17 protein-coding genes are annotated in these 17,637 nt (G+C 34.2%); 4 read left to right on the plus strand and 13 right to left on the minus strand.

Annotated features, from left to right (window positions below; genetic code table 11):
* Nucleotides 1-51 precede the first annotated feature (51 nt).
* The 5 genes from ACVC43_RS10075 to ACVC43_RS10095 form a co-directional block, all read right to left on the minus strand.
* A complete protein-coding gene (locus ACVC43_RS10075; RefSeq protein ID WP_452224389.1) occupies nucleotides 52-2,220 on the minus strand; it encodes an endonuclease MutS2 in 2,169 nt (722 codons plus the stop codon).
* Between the two features lie 135 nt (nucleotides 2,221-2,355).
* The gene (locus ACVC43_RS10080) at nucleotides 2,356-2,595 is read right to left on the minus strand and encodes a hypothetical protein (protein WP_452224390.1); all 240 of its coding nucleotides are present in this window, start codon (nucleotides 2,593-2,595) and stop codon (nucleotides 2,356-2,358) included.
* 80 nt (nucleotides 2,596-2,675) lie between these two features.
* Nucleotides 2,676-3,176 (minus strand): YybH family protein, encoded by a 501-nt coding sequence (locus ACVC43_RS10085; protein ID WP_452224391.1) that lies wholly within the window; start codon nucleotides 3,174-3,176, stop codon nucleotides 2,676-2,678.
* Nucleotides 3,177-3,190: 14 nt separating this feature from the next.
* Nucleotides 3,191-4,321: an FAD-dependent monooxygenase gene (locus ACVC43_RS10090; RefSeq protein ID WP_452224392.1), complete on the minus strand. Its 1,131-nt coding sequence runs from the start codon at nucleotides 4,319-4,321 to the stop codon at nucleotides 3,191-3,193.
* Nucleotides 4,322-4,466: 145 nt separating this feature from the next.
* On the minus strand, nucleotides 4,467-5,960 hold the full coding sequence (locus ACVC43_RS10095) for a YfcC family protein (RefSeq protein WP_452224393.1): 1,494 nt from the start codon (nucleotides 5,958-5,960) through the stop codon (nucleotides 4,467-4,469).
* Between the two features lie 63 nt (nucleotides 5,961-6,023).
* Between ACVC43_RS10095 and ung the strand changes: the two genes are divergently transcribed.
* On the plus strand, nucleotides 6,024-6,689 hold the full coding sequence (ung, locus tag ACVC43_RS10100) for a uracil-DNA glycosylase (protein ID WP_452224394.1): 666 nt from the start codon (nucleotides 6,024-6,026) through the stop codon (nucleotides 6,687-6,689).
* A 153-nt stretch (nucleotides 6,690-6,842) separates the two neighbouring features.
* On the opposite strand, the gene ACVC43_RS10105 is transcribed toward ung, so the two are convergent.
* The 5 genes from ACVC43_RS10105 to ACVC43_RS10125 form a co-directional block, all read right to left on the minus strand.
* On the minus strand, nucleotides 6,843-7,697 hold the full coding sequence (locus ACVC43_RS10105) for a substrate-binding domain-containing protein (protein ID WP_452224395.1): 855 nt from the start codon (nucleotides 7,695-7,697) through the stop codon (nucleotides 6,843-6,845).
* An 80-nt stretch (nucleotides 7,698-7,777) separates the two neighbouring features.
* Nucleotides 7,778-8,647 carry a nucleoside phosphorylase gene (locus ACVC43_RS10110; RefSeq protein WP_452224396.1) on the minus strand — a complete coding sequence of 290 codons (870 nt, stop codon included), beginning with the start codon at nucleotides 8,645-8,647 and terminating at the stop codon, nucleotides 7,778-7,780.
* Nucleotides 8,637-9,578: a DUF1835 domain-containing protein gene (locus ACVC43_RS10115; protein WP_452224397.1), complete on the minus strand. Its 942-nt coding sequence runs from the start codon at nucleotides 9,576-9,578 to the stop codon at nucleotides 8,637-8,639. Before ACVC43_RS10115 ends, ACVC43_RS10110 begins: the two co-directional genes overlap by 11 nt.
* A gap of 5 nt (nucleotides 9,579-9,583) precedes the next feature.
* Nucleotides 9,584-9,910, minus strand: coding sequence for a translation initiation factor (locus ACVC43_RS10120; RefSeq protein ID WP_452224398.1), 327 nt, complete (start codon nucleotides 9,908-9,910; stop codon nucleotides 9,584-9,586).
* An 80-nt stretch (nucleotides 9,911-9,990) separates the two neighbouring features.
* Nucleotides 9,991-10,938 (minus strand): isopenicillin N synthase family dioxygenase, encoded by a 948-nt coding sequence (locus ACVC43_RS10125; RefSeq protein WP_452224399.1) that lies wholly within the window; start codon nucleotides 10,936-10,938, stop codon nucleotides 9,991-9,993.
* Between the two features lie 145 nt (nucleotides 10,939-11,083).
* Here ACVC43_RS10125 and ACVC43_RS10130 point away from each other — a divergent pair, with 145 nt between their 5' ends.
* Nucleotides 11,084-13,072, plus strand: coding sequence for an alpha-ketoacid dehydrogenase subunit alpha/beta (locus ACVC43_RS10130; protein ID WP_452224400.1), 1,989 nt, complete (start codon nucleotides 11,084-11,086; stop codon nucleotides 13,070-13,072).
* A 20-nt stretch (nucleotides 13,073-13,092) separates the two neighbouring features.
* On the opposite strand, the gene ACVC43_RS10135 is transcribed toward ACVC43_RS10130, so the two are convergent.
* Nucleotides 13,093-14,415, minus strand: a complete 1,323-nt coding sequence (locus ACVC43_RS10135; RefSeq protein ID WP_452224401.1) for a dipeptidase — start codon at nucleotides 14,413-14,415, stop codon at nucleotides 13,093-13,095.
* Nucleotides 14,416-14,518: 103 nt separating this feature from the next.
* On the minus strand, nucleotides 14,519-14,653 hold the full coding sequence (locus ACVC43_RS10140; RefSeq protein ID WP_452224402.1) for a hypothetical protein: 135 nt from the start codon (nucleotides 14,651-14,653) through the stop codon (nucleotides 14,519-14,521).
* 424 nt (nucleotides 14,654-15,077) lie between these two features.
* Here ACVC43_RS10140 and ACVC43_RS10145 point away from each other — a divergent pair, with 424 nt between their 5' ends.
* Together ACVC43_RS10145 and ACVC43_RS10150 are read left to right on the plus strand one after the other, a co-directional pair.
* Complete coding sequence (locus tag ACVC43_RS10145) at nucleotides 15,078-15,773, plus strand: hypothetical protein (RefSeq protein ID WP_452224403.1); 696 nt, start codon at nucleotides 15,078-15,080, stop codon at nucleotides 15,771-15,773.
* A gap of 99 nt (nucleotides 15,774-15,872) precedes the next feature.
* Nucleotides 15,873-16,325 (plus strand): cold-shock protein, encoded by a 453-nt coding sequence (locus tag ACVC43_RS10150; RefSeq protein WP_452224404.1) that lies wholly within the window; start codon nucleotides 15,873-15,875, stop codon nucleotides 16,323-16,325.
* Between the two features lie 57 nt (nucleotides 16,326-16,382).
* Here ACVC43_RS10150 and ACVC43_RS10155 read toward each other — a convergent pair whose 3' ends face one another.
* Entirely contained in the window at nucleotides 16,383-17,630 is a 1,248-nt protein-coding gene (locus ACVC43_RS10155; RefSeq protein WP_452224405.1) for a mechanosensitive ion channel family protein, read from the minus strand.
* Between the last annotated feature and the right edge of the window lie 7 nt (nucleotides 17,631-17,637).

Here is a 17,637-nt window from a genome sequence, read left to right on the forward strand (position 1 = left end):
TCCGAATCGAATAAAAACTGAAAACTGAAAACTGAAAACTGAATACTAATACTATTTCTTCACCGCCTCAACCAACTCCAGCAAATCTACATTTACATTGGTGGTAAACATACCATAATTAACAATAGCCTTTCCTTTTTCTAAAGTATCTATACTACCAATAGCTCTGCCATCGTGCATTCTCACGCGATCTCCAACTTTTAAAATTGGTTTTGGTTTTTCTGGAACAATAGCTTTCTTTTTGGCTTCTTTTTTCTTTTTTCTAATAACTTCTACCTTTTTTTCAGCTTCCTTTTTAACTTGAGTTTCTTTAGCTTTTTCGGCTTTTGCTTGTTTGGCAGATACTTTTTTACGTTTCGAATTTTCAATTTGTACCAGACGAAACAATTCGGCCATTAACTCACGTTTCTTTTTATCGTTAAAAAACTTCTCTGAAATATCATTTACTTTTTGACCTAAGTAAATTAACCGCTGATTACTGTCGTATAATTCCTGGTAACTTTCCAGTTTTTTTTGGATTTTTAAATTAATCTCTTCAAGTTTATCGGCTTCACTTTGTTTTTTCTTTTCGTTAACTTTTAAAGATTCACTTGTTTTTTCAAGCTTAGCGCGTTGCTTTTGTAGTTTCGCAATAGTTGCATCAAAGCGTACTTTAGAGCGTTCTATTTTCTTTTTTGCACGATTTATTAAACTGTATGGAATGCCGTTTTTTTGTGCCACCTCAAAGGTAAACGAACTTCCTGCCTGACCTAACGCTAATTTATACATTGGTTCTAAAGTGCGCTCATCGAACATCATGTTCGCGTTTATCATTTCTTCTTTTTCGTTGGCCAGCATTTTTAAGTTGGCATAATGTGTGGTAATTATCCCAAACGCATTACGCGCATAAAATTCTTCTAAAAAGGTTTCAGCTAAAGCTCCACCCAATTCAGGGTCACTTCCTGTTCCAAATTCATCTATTAAAAACAAGGTGTTTTTATTTACTTTCTTTAAAAAGTAATTCATTTGCTTTAACCTGTAACTATAAGTACTTAAATGGTTTTCTATGGATTGGTTGTCGCCAATATCGGTTAAAATTCTATCGAAAAGCGTTACTTTACTACGTTCGTGTACAGGAATTAACATACCACTTTGCAACATGAGTTGTAATAAACCTACCGTTTTTAAGGTAATACTTTTTCCACCAGCATTTGGTCCGGAAATAACGATAATACGTTTACTGGCATTTAATTCTATAGTCTGCGGAAACGTTTTTTCCTTCTTTTCTAAATTGTTTAAATAGAGTAGAGGATGGTAAGCATCACGCAGCAAAATTTGTTTGTCGTTACTAATTTCTGGTAAAATGGCATCCATAGACTTAGCGTATTTAGCCTTTGCTGCAATAACGTCTATTGCTATTAAAAAGGTTTGATACTGTGCTATTAACGGCAAAAAATCACGTAAAAAATTAGTAACTTCTTTTAAAATGCGTACTACTTCTTCGCCTTCTTCGTATTCCAGATTATTTAACTCACGTGTGTGCTGTAAGGTGGTTTCAGGTTCTATGTAAACAATACTTCCTGTTTTACTGCCACCCATTATAGCACCTTTAACTTTACGTCTGTACATGGCTTTTACAGCCAAAACACGTTTGTTTTCTACTACCGATTCCCGAATATCGTCCAGATAATCCAGATTGTGATATTGATTTAAAGCCGAAGTGAAACTGGAATTTATTTTCCCTTTTAGTTTATTCATACTCTGCCTAATCTCTTGTAATAGGGCAGAGGCACTGTCTTTTACATCGCCAAATCTATCGACAACACTGTCTATTTTCTCAACAATTGCTGTGGTGACTTCTATGTTTTGAGAAAACGCGTGAAGGTTAGGATAGTACTCCTCGAATTTCTTTAAAAACTTAACAATTTCGTTGGCTGTTATAGAAATGGACACAATTTTTTTTAGACTGTGGGTTTCTAAATAGGTGTTTTCTATGCGAAGTAATTGTAATTCTTTTGTAATAGCATCAAATCCATGATTTGGGATGCGGTTATCGTTATAAAACGACGACACATACTCGTTGGTTAATTGTAAGGCATTTAGCAATTGTTCCTTTTCGGTATATGGTGTAATTTCTAAAGCTTTTTGGTTACCCAAGTGCGTCACGCAATATTCGCTAACCTGCTCTAACACAGTTGCAAATTCTAAATCTTGTAATGTTTTTTTGTGGATATTTATCATACTCTCATTCCTGCGAAGGCAGGAATCTCATCAATTGTTTCTATTCTATTTTCTTAGCAGAACAAAGTTACGGAATAGAATGAAGAATAAATACCATTTTAATTAAGAACCAGTATAGGTATAGCGCAAACAATTTTAAAATACCATGCCTTCTAAATCTTCAACAGAAGTAAAGTCTTTATTTAAATATTGATTTTGAGAATATTCTAAAAACGATAGGTATTCTTTTTTAGACATTGAAGTACCATCTGCGTGATAAGCAACAATTTCATCATTGTAAAAATTTTCTAAAACACCATTTACAATTTTAAGCACGCGCTCATCTGCCTTATCTAAGTATTCTTGTATTTTATCTTTTAACTCTTTTGCTCCCAATAGATTAAAGATACAGAGTCTTTTTAATATCTAAACATGTTATATATTCGCTATATTATATTAGTACTCTGCGAAGCAAATTAATCCGTAGACTTCTCCACAGAACTCGCATGGTCTTTAATAAAATACCACTTGCCATCTATTTTTTCTAAATCGTAGCTTACAATCATTCTGTTAGAATAAGGTTTACCATCGCGTAAAGGCTCTCGGTAAACAATCTCCACAACAGCCATACCCAACCTTTCACCAATATTTGTGTTTAATACTTTGGTCTCGAACGTCCATTCAATTGGTGCTGCAAACCACTCTCTATGATAGTCCATAAAGGCTTCTGCTGTAGTGGTTATTTCGGTTTTAGGAAGTATAAGTTGCATATTTCCGTTTGGCGACAACGTGCTTTCAAGGGTTTCTAAATCTTTATTAGTGACTGCATCGAGGTGCTTTTTTAAAACTGCTGTAAAGTCGGCTTCATTGGTTTGCATGTTTGCTTCGACGGTAAAGTCGTTAGTGTCTTTTTTCTCGGTAGAATTTTGGCATCCTAAAATTAGAAGTGCCATACATAATAACATCGTGTGTTTCATAATAATTATTGGTTTTAGTCTTTTAAATCGTAAACAGAATTCATGTTTCTGTCTATTAGTTTTTTAGGTATCTTGCTAAAGATAGTGTTTCGTAATGTAGCTCCTGTTGTTAAATGTGCAATTTTTCCTGTTCTCCAGGATTGATTAACAATGCTCTTAACGCGTTTATAGCGTTTCTTTTCAAAAGCCTTAAAATTATTCCTTTCTGGATACTTATCAATTAATTTTCCTAAATAATAGGCATCCTCAATGGCTTGCGCGCCACCTTGTCCCATATTTGGAGTGGTAGCGTGCGCTGCATCGCCAAGTAAACAAATGTTACCTTTTTGCCAATGTGAAATGGGTTTTAAATCGGTTATATCGTTTCGTAAAATATTGTTTATATCTGTGTTTTCAATGAGCTCATGTACTAAAGGATGAAAATTGTTGTAAAGCTTGTGGAGCTTTTCCTTTAAAATGGTTTTATCGTCGGTTTTAAACGCTTTGCTCTTTTTTACTGCAAACCAGGAAGTTTCGGTTTCAGACAATTGAGACAGCCCAAATCGTATGCCTTTTCCCCACATTTCGATACCTCGTTCTTTATACGCTAATGGTAGTGGTTTTTGCATGACACCTCTCCAGCAGGTTTGACCTGAGTACCGAATTTGAGACTCTGGAAATAACTGATTGCGTACTTGAGAGTTAATACCATCGGCTGCTAAAAGATATTGGCTGGTGGTTTGCGATCCATCTGCAAAAGTGACGGTTACAGAATCTTTATTTTCCTGAAAAGATTGAAACGCTTTATTCCAGTGGATTTTATGTTTTGGAAGCGCATTGATTAAAACCGATTGCAATGTGCCACGATGAATAGCTACCGTAGAAAAACCGTATTTTTCTTTGGCTGGTAACTGGCTACTATCTGCCAATGATTGAAGTTTTGCGTTGGTTAATGTAATTCGGTTAATAATGTTTCCGGCTTGGGTAACTTGATCTAATACATTCGCAAATTCAAGTACCTGTAAGGCATTGGGTGCTAACCAGATTCCTGCACCAACAGCATTTGGTCCTGCGGCTTTTTCAAATAACTGATAGTCGATATTTAATTTTTCGAAGACTAAAGCAGTAGCTAATCCGCCAATTCCTGCGCCTATAATTGTGTACATTAAAGTTATTTAAATATAATGTCAGTTCGAGTGTTTTTCGTAAAAAATTGTATCGAGAACCTGATTAATAATTCTCAATACAGAATCAATAGTTTTATTGAAATATGATATCTCTTTTACTCGGACTAACACTGTGATTTTCGTTCTATAAATATACAGAAATCGTCATCACCAGTAAAGTAAAAACCACCAAAATAATAAACAAGGGCATGATGAATTTTAGCCATTTATTAAAACCGACTTTTACAATTGCTAACGAGGCTAAAATAAGTCCTGTAGGATTTATTAGGTAAAATAAGCCCATTCCATATTGATAGGCATTTACAACAATCTCACGACCCACATTAACCGTATCGGCTAATGGCGACATAATAGGCATGGTTAATACTGCCATACCAGAAGAACTTGGGATAAAAAAGGATAGTACAGCGTAAATACCTGTCATTGCAGTAGCAAACAGTCCTTTATTCATGCCTGTGGTTAAATCGCTGGCATAGTAAAGCATGGTATCGCTAATTAGACCGTCTGCCATAATTACCGTAATACCTCTGGCAATACCTATAATTAAGGCCACGCCAAGCAAATCGGAAGCTCCTTTAACAAACGTATCTACAAAAACTGATTCTTTAATACCAGTAATGATACCTATTATAATGGCACCAACTAAAAAGGTCGCTGTCATCTCTACAAACCACCATTCTAAAAACACCACACCGTAAATCATTACAGCAAAACTCATAGAAAAAACAAACAGCGCTAAACGCAAACGTGTGGTAAAAGCAATAGTTTTTGCCGAGGTATTACCAAATAAAGCTGCTATTTGTTGTTGCTGATGGTAAATAATAGATTTTGTAGGGTCGTTTTTTACGCGATTTGCATAACGTAAAATGTAAATAATACAAATAGCTAAACAGGCTAATAACATAAAAAAGCGTCCCCAAACTCCCGTAGTCCAGCTTATTCCTGCAGCATCACTTGCAATAATTGTACTAAAAGGATTGATGGTGGAACACATAGTACCAATGGAAGATCCTATAAATATACAGGCAACACCAACTAAGGCATCGTACTTAGCTGCTAAAAAAACAGGAATTAAAATAGGGAAGAAGGCTATGGTTTCCTCGGCAAACCCAAAGGTTGTTCCGCCTGCAGCAACCAGAGTTGTTACCAGAATAATTAAAATATACTCTCTGCCTTTTAATACTCTGGCAAGCCAAGCTATACCTGCATCAAAAGCACCTGTACTATTAATTATACCTATTAAGCCTCCAATAATTAAAACTAAAAATATAATATCTGCCGCTTCAATAACTCCTTTAATAGGCGATTTTATAAAGTCGAAAACACCTTGAGGTTGGGCATCTAATTCTCGATATGTGTTAGGAATATTTATCGCTTTGTAAATGTCTCCACTGGTGAATTTATCTAAAGGAATTTTTATGCCCAAAGCATTTAGAGTTTCTTGTGTGGCAGGCAGACTTGTTGTTTTTTCTGTGCTTGCCTGAGTAAAATTATTATCAGCTTTATTATAAACCAAGGTATCGTACTTTCCAGCAGGTACAATCCAGGTTAAAATAGTTACAAGTCCAGCGATTATTAATAATATGGTTTGAGCGGTCGGGAATTTTATGTTTTTCAAGTTGAATAAATTTTTATAGCTTTAAAGATAGTATTATTTTTAAACAGAATAATATAATAATTAATGAACGTAGAGATACACGATAGCTGGAAACCCTATTTACAAGAAGAATTTAATAAGCCATATTTTAAACAATTAATACAATTTGTAAAATCTGAATATAGTAGCACGCAATGCTTTCCGCCAGGAAAACTTATTTTTAATGCGTTTGAAAAATGCCATTTTAATGATTTAAAAGTGGTGATAATAGGTCAGGATCCTTATCATAATTACAGGCAAGCCAATGGTTTGTGCTTTAGTGTGAATGATGGTATAGCGCATCCGCCTTCTTTAATCAATATTTTCAAAGAGATTGAAACCGATTTAGGCATTGCTTATCCTCTAAGTGGAAATTTAGAACGCTGGGCAGAGCAAGGTGTGTTTTTGTTGAACGCTACTTTAACAGTACGTGCACACGAAGCAGGAAGTCACCAAAAGCAAGGTTGGGAAACCTTTACCGATGCTGTTATAAAAACCATAAGTGATAATAAAAAAAATGTAGTTTTCTTGCTTTGGGGCGGATTTGCAAAGAAGAAATCCAAATTAATTAATGCTGAAAAGCATCATATCCTCACTTCTGGCCATCCTTCACCATTAAGTGCTAATCGAGGATATTGGTTTGGTAATAAGCATTTTAGTAAAACGAATGCTATTTTGAAGGATCAAGGATTAAAAAGTATTGAGTGGTAATGATTCTTTCAAATAAAACTTAAAAATAGACGCGCATTTATTTACAAACTCTCCGAATTTTCTCTGAAAACCCATCTCTCTTTAGCTAAAGAGAGGAACACATACGAGTTTGTTTTAAAATATTGAAAAATTGAATACAGAGAGGCTTGAGGGTTACAAAGTTTCCACCAAATCCTCGTACTCCCATTTTTCTGGAATAATATTTAATGCAAATAATTCTTCCTGAACTTTAGCTATAGTTTCTTTTGTAATATTATCCTGAGACCACTCAGTTAAACTTAACCATTCTTGTACATCTTCTAATTCCTGCTCGTACCGGTTGGCAATCATTCTGTCTATACTTGGAATATCTTTAAACTCTGCTGTAGTCGCATTAACTATATTTAAAATCGTTTTTACATCGTCTTTGTTTGTCTTTAAAAACTCATCTCTAACAGCTATAACAAAGCATGGCCACGGACTTGGGCAATTACCTATGCGTCTAAAAACACCTTTATCTACAATTGGTTTAGTCATAAATTTTTCCCACATAAAATAATCGGCTACACCTTCAGTCAATCCCTTTACAGCACCATCTAAGTTTTTTATTACTTCAAAATTTAAATCTTTTTCTAAATCCCAACCATTGTTTTCAGCATTTACATAAGCCATTAAATGAGATCCTGAACCATATCTGCTAATTGCGGCTTTGGTTCCTTTTAAATCTTCAATCGATTTATACTTTGAGTGTTCTGCCACGTGAATACCCCAAATAAGTGGTGTTTTTACAAATACTTGAACGATTTTACATTTATTTCCTGCAATAATATCTTTAATAATACCTTCGGTTAAAATAACCGCCATATCGATATCTCCATCGCGCAAGCCTTTACTCATTGCACCAGTGCCTCCAAAATAATCTTTCCAGCGCAAATTAATGTTAGCGGCTTTAAAATCGCCATGTTTTAGTCCTAAATACCAGGCAAGGTTAAAATGCTCCGGAACGCCTCCTATTTTTATTTCTTTCATAGTATGTGCCGCTAAAGCGGTAATTCTGTTCTTTGTTATTTAAAAGTGAAAGGTTTAGGATTTAAACCATTCATTATATGCTAATTAAATAATTTGTTTAAAGTATAAGTAATGAGCTCGCTTACAATTTTTGCTGGGTTTTCACTAAATTTTCCTGTAGCACGATTAGCAATAATTGCATTCATCGATAAGGCTTTATGTCCTAATAGTTTTGAAATACCATAAATTCCTGCGGTTTCCATTTCCAAATTTGTAATGGATTTACCATTATACTTAAAATTTGCTAGCTTATTATTTAGTTGATTATCTTGAAGCTTCAAGCGTAATATTCTGCCTTGCGGCCCATAAAAGCCAACGTTTGTAGCTGTAAATCCAGCAACGGTTTTACTGGAACTAAACTGCTGCATTAAATCGCTATCACAACTTACCACATAAGGATCTGACTTTGCTTTATGCCAATTAGTATGAGTTATTAATGCTTTTGAAATGTCTTTGTCTTGAAATGTATCGCTATCGTAAAAATGTAGTAAACTATCGAATCCTGCAGCAATTTCACTTATTAAAAAAGAATCCACCGGGATTTCTTTTTGTATAGAACCAGACGTTCCAATTCTAATAATAGAAAGCGTTGTCAAGTCTTTTTTTATTTCTCGCGTGTCTAAATTAATATTAACAAGAGCATCTAATTCGTTTAAAACAATATCTATATTATCGGTTCCTATACCTGTAGATATTACTGTAATTCGCTTGCCTTTGTACGTTCCGGTTTGGGTATGAAATTCGCGTTTTTGAGTTTTAAACTCTATGCTATCAAAATGCTTTGTTACACTAGTAACGCGATCTGGATCACCAACAGTTATAATTGTATTTGAAATATGTTCTGGCTTGAGGTTTAAGTGATAAACACTACCATCTGGGTTTAATATAAGTTCAGATTCTTTAATCGACATGCAATGTGTTTTTAATCAATTTATTTGCTGCTTTGTTAAACTGAAATTCGCTCTTATTTACGCCTCCAAAAACAAAATCACAATTTAGTTCTTTTCTAAAATTCTTTAAATGTTCTAATGCTAAGTGTCCATTTCTATTGAGTGTTAAACTGTTTTCGGTCTCATTAAAAAACAATTGCAATTCGTCTACTATACGACCAATCTGCACATCGGTAAAGCCATAATAGCCTTGATAATGTAATGTATATCCAATTAAATGATGACGAGATTTTATCTTGTGCTCTTTTACCAATATTAAAATGTTATATTCCAACGTACTTAAACCACTTCGGGTATCTGGAAAACGCTTTATATGGGCCTTTAAGCAAATGCTTAAATATTTAAAATTGGAAGACCTCACAATAAGTGGTTTCAACAAATTATGGTCATTTCCACAATAGTATTCCCATGCATGACGCGCAAGTGCCACATCGTCCACATTAAGTTTTACTCTGTTTTCATAATGCTCATTTAATTGCTTTGGCGTAAGATTATTTAAGCTTTTTAAGCCTTTTTCTCCGTCAATACGTCCGCTACAAACTAAAAATATTGGAATTCTAATACTTTTTTGTTTGAGTAAACTTATAGCTGCAACAAGATTAATATGACAAAATAAATCGAATTCGAACCACAAGACCACTTCATCATAATTGTTGATATAATTTAGTTTTTCTAATTCTAATCTTACTTTTAAAATATCATATTCAAAATCGTAAACCGATTCTAAAAAAGCTTTTCTTTTCTCGAAAAAGGAAGCAGTATCTATTTCAATTTCTGTAGGTCCTTCACATAACATCTCATGCCAAGTCACAATCTCTCCTTCGTATTTTTCTTTTTCAAGATAATCTGTCAGGTTCGATCCGTTGGTAATATGGAGTATGTGTTTGTCCATAGTTTTTAGCCTCCAACACGTTTTACGTTAAATCCTTTTTCTTTTAAAATAGTCATAATTCTATCGCGATAATCTCCTTGAATAATAATTTTATCATCTTTAAAACTACCACCAACACTTAGTTTTTGCTTTAGTTCTTTTGCTAATGCTTTAAAATCTTGATTTGCACCAGTATAACCTTCTAAAATAGTAATAGGTTTTCCTTTTCGCTTTTCGTATTTACAAATAATTGGATCATCCTGAAGCCAGATTGAAGGCTGTTCTTCTTTGATTTCAATTTCCTTTTCTTCATGCTCTGGAAAGAGATTTTTTAATTGATCTTTTAAATCCATATTCTTTTAGTCTTCAGTCGCAGTTTACAGTCGCAGTTTCACAACCAGGTTAGGCTGTGACTGCGGCTGTAAACTGAATACTATTTCTTCAATCCAAGCTCCTTTAAACGTTCATCTAAGAACTCACCAGCAGTGATATCTTCAAATTGCTTAGGGTTATCCTCATCTATACAACTGTCTAAAACATCCAGTTTCATTTCACTTATAGGATGCATAAAAAACGGAATAGAGTAGCGGCTGGTTCCCCAAAGTTCTCTTGGTGGATTAATTACTCTGTGAATGGTAGATTTCAATTTGTTGTTTGTATGTCGAGATAGCATATCGCCAACATTAATCATTAATTCGTCTGGTTCTGCAATAGCATCAATCCATTCGCCTTTATGGTTTTGTACTTGTAAACCACGACCTTGCGCTCCCATCAACAGGGTAATTAAATTAATGTCTCCATGTGCTGCAGCACGCTCTGCGGCTTTAGGCTCTTCAGTAATTGGAGGATAATGTATTGGTCTTAATATGGAGTTTCCGTTATGGATATAGTTATCAAAATATGTTTCTTCTAAATCTAAATGTAAGGCAAGAGCTCTTAACACGTACTTTGCTGTTTTCTCCAGCATTTGGTACGTTTCTTTTCCTACCTCATTAAATGCTGGTAATTCTTTAACTTCTACATTTTCAGGATATTCTTTAGCACGTTCTGGATCGTCTTCAACATACTGTCCAAAATGCCAGAACTCCTTTAAATCACCCTCTTTTTTACCTTTGGCGCTTTCTTTACCAAAAGACACATAACCACGTTGGCCACCAATACCTGGGATTTCATATTTACGTTTATCTTCTACTGGTAGCGCAAAGAAATTTTTTATCTCTGCATACAATCTATCAACAAGTTTTTCATCTAAAAAATGGCCTTTAAGAGCCACAAATCCAATGTCTTGATATGCTTTGCCTATTTCATCTATAAATTTTTGTTTTCTTTTTGGGTCTTCAGAAAGAAAATCTTCTAAATTAACACTTGGAATACTCGTCATCTCTACTATAAATTTATTAATCGTCTATTACAAATGTAAAGAAAAGATACCATATTTAATAATCAATAATTTTTAGCATCAATAATCGATTTTTATGCAATAATGTTATATTTGACAAACACTTTTTGTGATGTCGAAAACACTTATGAAATCTAATATAAAGTACAGCCAAACAACACTATCCGATAAAACGAAAATTGCGCTATACAAAGCCATGTTAAAACCTCGTTTAATAGAGGAGAAGATGCTCATTCTTTTGCGCCAGGGAAAGATAAGTAAGTGGTTTTCTGGTATTGGGCAAGAGGCCATTTCTATAGGTGTAACCTTGTCTATGAAACCGGAAGAATACATTTTACCTATGCATAGAAATCTTGGTGTTTTTACCACACGAGACATCCCGCTATACAGACTTTTTAGCCAATGGCAAGGCAAAGCTAATGGCTTTACAAAAGGACGTGACCGCTCGTTTCACTTTGGTACTCAGGATTACAAAATTGTTGGAATGATTTCCCATTTAGGCCCACAATTTGGCGTGGCAGATGGTATTGCTTTAGCCAGTAAATTAAAAAACAAAAAACAGGTCACAGCTGTATTTACAGGTGAAGGTGGAACGAGTGAAGGTGATATTCACGAAGCCTTAAATGTGGCTTCTGTATGGCAATTACCTGTGTTGTTTTGCATTGAAAATAATGGTTACGGACTTTCAACACCAACTTCTGAACAGTACAATTGTAAAGATTTAGCAGATAGAGCCTTAGGTTACGGTATGGAATCACATATTATTGATGGCAATAATATTTTAGAAGTGTATACTCAAATTTCTGAAATAACAGAAAGCATGCGCCAGCATCCGCGTCCGGTTTTAATAGAATTTAAAACCTTTAGAATGCGTGGCCATGAAGAAGCGAGTGGTACCAAGTATGTGCCACAGGATTTAATGGACGAATGGGCAGCCAAAGACCCTATAGATAATTACCGTTCGTATTTGTTAGCTGAAGGTATTTTAACTGAAAAACAAGACGACATTTTTAAAGCAGAAATTAAAGCTGAAATTGATACGCATTTAGACCAAACAGATAATGAACAAAAAATAATATCATCTGAAACTAATGAATTAAAAGATGTATTTCAAGAATTTAATTATCAGGAAGTTAAAGAGAATTCAAATACTAAAGATCTACGTTTAGTAGATGCTATACACGAAGGCTTAAAACAGTCTATGGAACAGCATAAGGATTTAGTAATTATGGGACAAGATGTTGCCGAATATGGTGGCGTTTTTAAAATTACCGATGGCTTTGTTGAGCAGTTTGGAAAAGATAGAGTACGAAATACGCCAATATGTGAATCGGCAATTATTGAAACCGCAATGGGTTTAAGCATTGCAGGTATTAAAAGTGTTGTAGAATTACAGTTTAGTGATTTTGTAACCTCTGGTTTTAATCCTGTGGTTAATTATTTAGCAAAATCGCATTATCGCTGGAACCAGAATGCCGATGTTGTTTTGCGTATGCCATGTGGTGCTGGAGTTGCAGCAGGACCGTTTCATAGTCAAACTAACGAAGCGTGGTTTACAAAAACACCAGGTTTAAAAGTGGTGTATCCTGCGTTTCCTAAAGATGCCAAAGGGTTATTAGCTACAGCCATTAACGATCCAAATCCTGTATTATTTTTCGAGCATAAAGCGTTGTATAGAAGTATTCGCCAAGAGGTTCCAACAGATTATTTTACTATTCCTTTTGGTAAAGCAGCAACTTTAAGAGAAGGAGCCGACATTACAGTTATAGCTTACGGTCAAGCCGTACATTGGGCAATGAACACGTTGGATAAGCATCCAGATATTGATGCCGATATAATAGATTTACGTTCGCTCCAACCTTTAGATACTGAAACTATTTATGCATCTGCTAAAAAAACAGGCCGTGTTATTATTTTACAGGAAGACTCGTTATTTGGTGGTATTGCCAGCGATATATCGGCTTTAATTATGGAAAATTGTTTTGAATTTTTAGATGCGCCTGTAAAGCGCGTTGCGAGTTTAGAAACACCTATTCCTTTTATCAACCAACTGGAAGACCAGTATTTATCGCGTGATAAGTTTGAAAAGGCGTTGTTGGAGTTGATGGCTTATTAATTTAAAAAAAAATCCTAAATTTATTTTTGAATATCCTCAGCCACAGCCTCAACTTCATCTAAAACACGTAATAAATTGCCGCTCCAAAGCTGCTCAATATCGCTTTCTGTATAGCCTCGCTTTACTAATTCTAAAGTTACATTAAAGGTTTCACTGGCATCGCTCCAACCTTCAATACCACCACCACCATCAAAATCGCTACTAATACCAACGTGGTCAATACCTATTTTTTCCACTAAATAATCGATGTGGTTAACAAAGTCTGATACATTAACTTCTTCAGGAAAATTAGGCGTTACTTTAGATTTCTTTTTAAATAAATCTACAAGTATTTTAACACTGTCGCTATCGTTAATGTCTTGTTTTACTGCTATACTTAGTTTTTCCCAATTCTCTTCTATGTACCACTTTTTTGCAAAAAATGCATTTCCACTATTGTGTAACGAGTCGCCAATCTGCTCCATTAATTCTACTCTCGCTTTATGGTAAGCTTCCTGTTTTTCTGTATTTAAATAACCCTTAAAGGCCACAGTTTGTACGACACCACCATTTTCTTTTAACCACTCTAATTGCTCGTCGTCTAAATTCCTGCTATGGTTACACAATGCTCTAGCCGAAGAATGCGAGGCTATTATTGGTGCTTTTGTTAATTCAATCATTTGTTTCATTGCTTCTTTAGAAGGATGCGAAACATCTATCATCATGCCTAATCTGTTCATTTCTATAACAACTTCTTTTCCTAAATCACTTAATCCATCGTGGAGCCACTCGTCTTTTTCCTCTCCCGTGTTACTATCACACAATTGGCTGTGGCCATTATGAGATAAAGACATATAACGCGCACCGAGATTGTAGAATTTTTCAACGTTTTTTATATCTAAGCCTACTGGATAACCGTTTTCAATACCAATCATAGCTACTTTTTTGCCAGATTTAATAATCCTTTTCACCTCATTAGAATTTACAGCTAATTCAATGTCATTTGGCGCAATCTCTTCTGTGAGTTTGTGGATAGCATCAAATTTAGAAATCGCATTGTCGTAAGCTTTTTTATAGCCTTCGGTATTTAAACTATCCTGTCCAGTATAAACAATAAGCCAAGCAACATCTAGTCCGCCAGCTTTCATTTTTGGTAACGTAATTTGTGTCTCTAAATCTTGTGTATAATTTAAAGAATCTGTAAAGTTTTTTACATTAATATCGCAATGTGTGTCTAAAGTAATAACGCGCTCGTGGATTGCTTTTGCTCTTGCCAATAGTTGTTCTTTAGTTTCTGGTTTGGTTTCTGTTTTACAGGAAAATAGGAGAGAGGCAATGCAAAGGCTGAATATGATTGATTTCATTTATAACAATATTTATTAGTTTTGTTAAGTTACAAAAACCAAAATAAAAAAAGCCAGAGAACCCTAATTCACTGGCTTTCTTTTCAATTAATCCTGCTAATTACTAATGTGCGTAGCGGTTTACGCCATTCCATAGTCCATCTTTTGTGTTACTGAATTTGAAAAGTGCTTTTCCAACATGTAAACGTTCTTCAGTAATACGACTCGTTTTTCTTAAGGTGTTAATAATAGCTTTCATAATTTTGGTTTTTTTTGATTGATTTTTTTGATTGATACTGAGGGATTTCAGTACTACTGATTGATGTCCCTTAAAACTATCTGTAACGTCTTCTTGAATTCCAAGTATTACTTTTTGTTCCTTCTAATGTTCCTGATAGTTGATTGTTGTTTAAAGTTCTCATAATGATTGGTTTTAAAAATTGATTGATAAATGATTTGTTATATTAGAAAGACGACACAAATAATATTTTGTTACAGTACTATGTATAACAAAGTACATTTTTAACATATTTTAACATTTATGACACGCTTTTAAACCGAGTAGAGGTCCTTATAGAACTCTCGTTTCAAGATTTATATTAAAATTTTGATAGAATTAATAAAATTTTAATATTTAGGTATGGTTTTTGGTTTATTTTCGACGAATAGAATTATTATTAAATATGAAGTATAGGTTTTTATTGTTTTTCACTTTACTTTTTGTGCTTAATTTAAGTGCACAAATTGATAGTGAAAATAAATCTATAATTATTCCTGCAGAAGAAGTAGAAGACCCTAAAGCAGATAACGAGCTTATTGTTATTCCCGAAGAAGAAAACAGCGCCATACCAGACGAGGAAAAGGAGAACGAAGTCGTATTACCAAAAGAGGAAGCGCTTCCTGTAGCGAAACGTAAAGATTTCTCTATGATAAAGGAGAATAAATTTAGAAATCCTGCAGAGCTTTACGAAAAGCAATTAAAGCAAGCTTTAAAATTAAAAGCTGATGATGAGCGCAGGCACAATGGTAGTGAAGTCACTCAATATTTAGGTGAATACAGTACCAAAGCAAAACGTGTAAATATTATTTACAGAGATCACCAAGCTCCAGATGGCGATTTAGTTCGTATTTATGTTAATGGAGATATTGTACAATCTCGTGTTTTATTAGAAACGTATAGCAAAGGTTTCTTTTTGTCTTTAACTCCTGGAGACAATATTATTGAGTTTGAAGCTTTAAATCAAGGAACCAGCGGACCGAATACTGCAGAGTTTCAAATCTTAGACGACCAAGGCAGAGTTGTTGTTTCTAACCAATGGAATCTGGCAACTGGCATAAAAGCTACTTTAACAGTAGTGAAAGCAAAGGATGAAGAATAGCAAACTTTATTATTTTCTTTAATAAATCAATAGAAAATCGTATTTTTACAAAATTAATTGGCAATTCAGTCAATTATTAACACTTACACAAAAAAAAGAATGGCAAAGTCGCAACAGACATTTAACAAATTAGAAAAAGAAAAGAAACGCCTTAAAAAGCGAGAAGACAAGAGGAAGAAAATGGAAGCCCGTAAGGCTGAAAGAGAAGAGAATGGAACAGATGGTATCCAGTTTGCTTATGTAGATTTTAATGGAAACTTGGTAGATACGCCACCAGATCCAGAAGATAAAATAAAAGTAAAGGCAAAAAACATTGTTTTAGGTGTACCTAAAAAAGAAGATTTACCAGAAGTAGATCCTATTAGACAAGGAAAAGTATCTTTTTACGACTCTTCTAAAGGTTTTGGTTTTATCATCGATATGGAAGATCAGGAAAAATATTTTTGTCACGTTAGTGGTTTAATTGATGAAATTACCGAAAACGACAAGGTTCAATTTGAATTAGAAAAAGGCATGAAAGGCTTAAACGCAGTTCGTGTTAAGAAAATATAACGTTGCTATTAACACGTATTTAACTCAGGTCTTGATTAGAAATAATCAAGGCTTTTTTTATGCTTTAAAACTTCCGGAATTAGGGAGTTCGAAAAGTTCTAAATCGAAATAAGGCACAGCGGCTAAAAAATGATCAAACAAATCGGACATTACATATTCGTAATTTTCCCAACGTTTGTCTTTACTAAACGCATATATTTCTAATGGAATACCTTGTGTAGTTGGCTGTAACTGCCTTGCCATAAGAAGCATTTCTTTGTTAATGGCCGAATGATTTTCTAAATACGTTTGTATGTATTTTCTAAAAACACCAATATTAGTCAGGTTTTTCCCATTTAAAAGCATGGTTTTATCTGCCTTATACTTCTGATTGTATTGGTCTATTTTGCCTTGCATATCTGTTAAATAAGTACTTATTAACTGTACACCTTTTAAACGCTCGATGTCTTCAAGAGTTAAGTACTTAATAGAATCCTGCCTGATCATTAAATGTCTTTTAATTCTACGACCATCAGAATTCGTCATCCCACGCCAATTCTTAAACGAATCGGAAATCATTGCATACGTTGGTATTGTGGTAATTGTATTATCGAAATTCTGCACTTTAACAGTTGCTAAATTTATTTCTGTAACGTCACCATCTGCACCATATTTATCGAAAGTAATCCAATCGCCAATACGCACCATATCGTTAATAGAGACTTGAATACTTGCCACAAAACCAAGAATAGTATCTTTAAAAATAAGTAGGATTATTGCCGAAGCTGCACCAAAACCGGTTATAAATTTTATTACAGAAATGTTCGTAAAGACTGCAATAGCAGCAAAAACACCAACTATCCATGCGAAAATCATGAAAACCTGAATGTAACTATCTATGGGTTTATCTCTTAAACGTGGTAAGGTTTTAAAATAATCTTCGAGTGTGTGGAGGACACTTCGCACGATCCAAAGCGTAAGAATAATAAATACAACTTGAAGTATTTTACGTATGGGAACTTCAATATAATTAAAGTCCATAAAAATTATTGGCAATAATTGCAAGGCAATTATTAGCGGTACAATATGCGCCACATTTTTAGGTACTTTGTTAGCTAATAGCAAATCATCGAAAGGCGATTTGGTGTATTTAGCTAAACGTACCGAAAAAACGCGTAAAATTTTCGTGACAATTTTATCTACAATATAAATAAAGAGAAGAGCGATTAGCAACAAGCTAAACATATTAAGGTACTTAGCAGATAATTCTGTTAGCCCTAAGCCTACGTAAATGTTATAAAAAAAGCACGCAATTTGCTCTTGCATAAGGTTT

This window comes from Lacinutrix chionoecetis, from assembly GCF_053604665.1.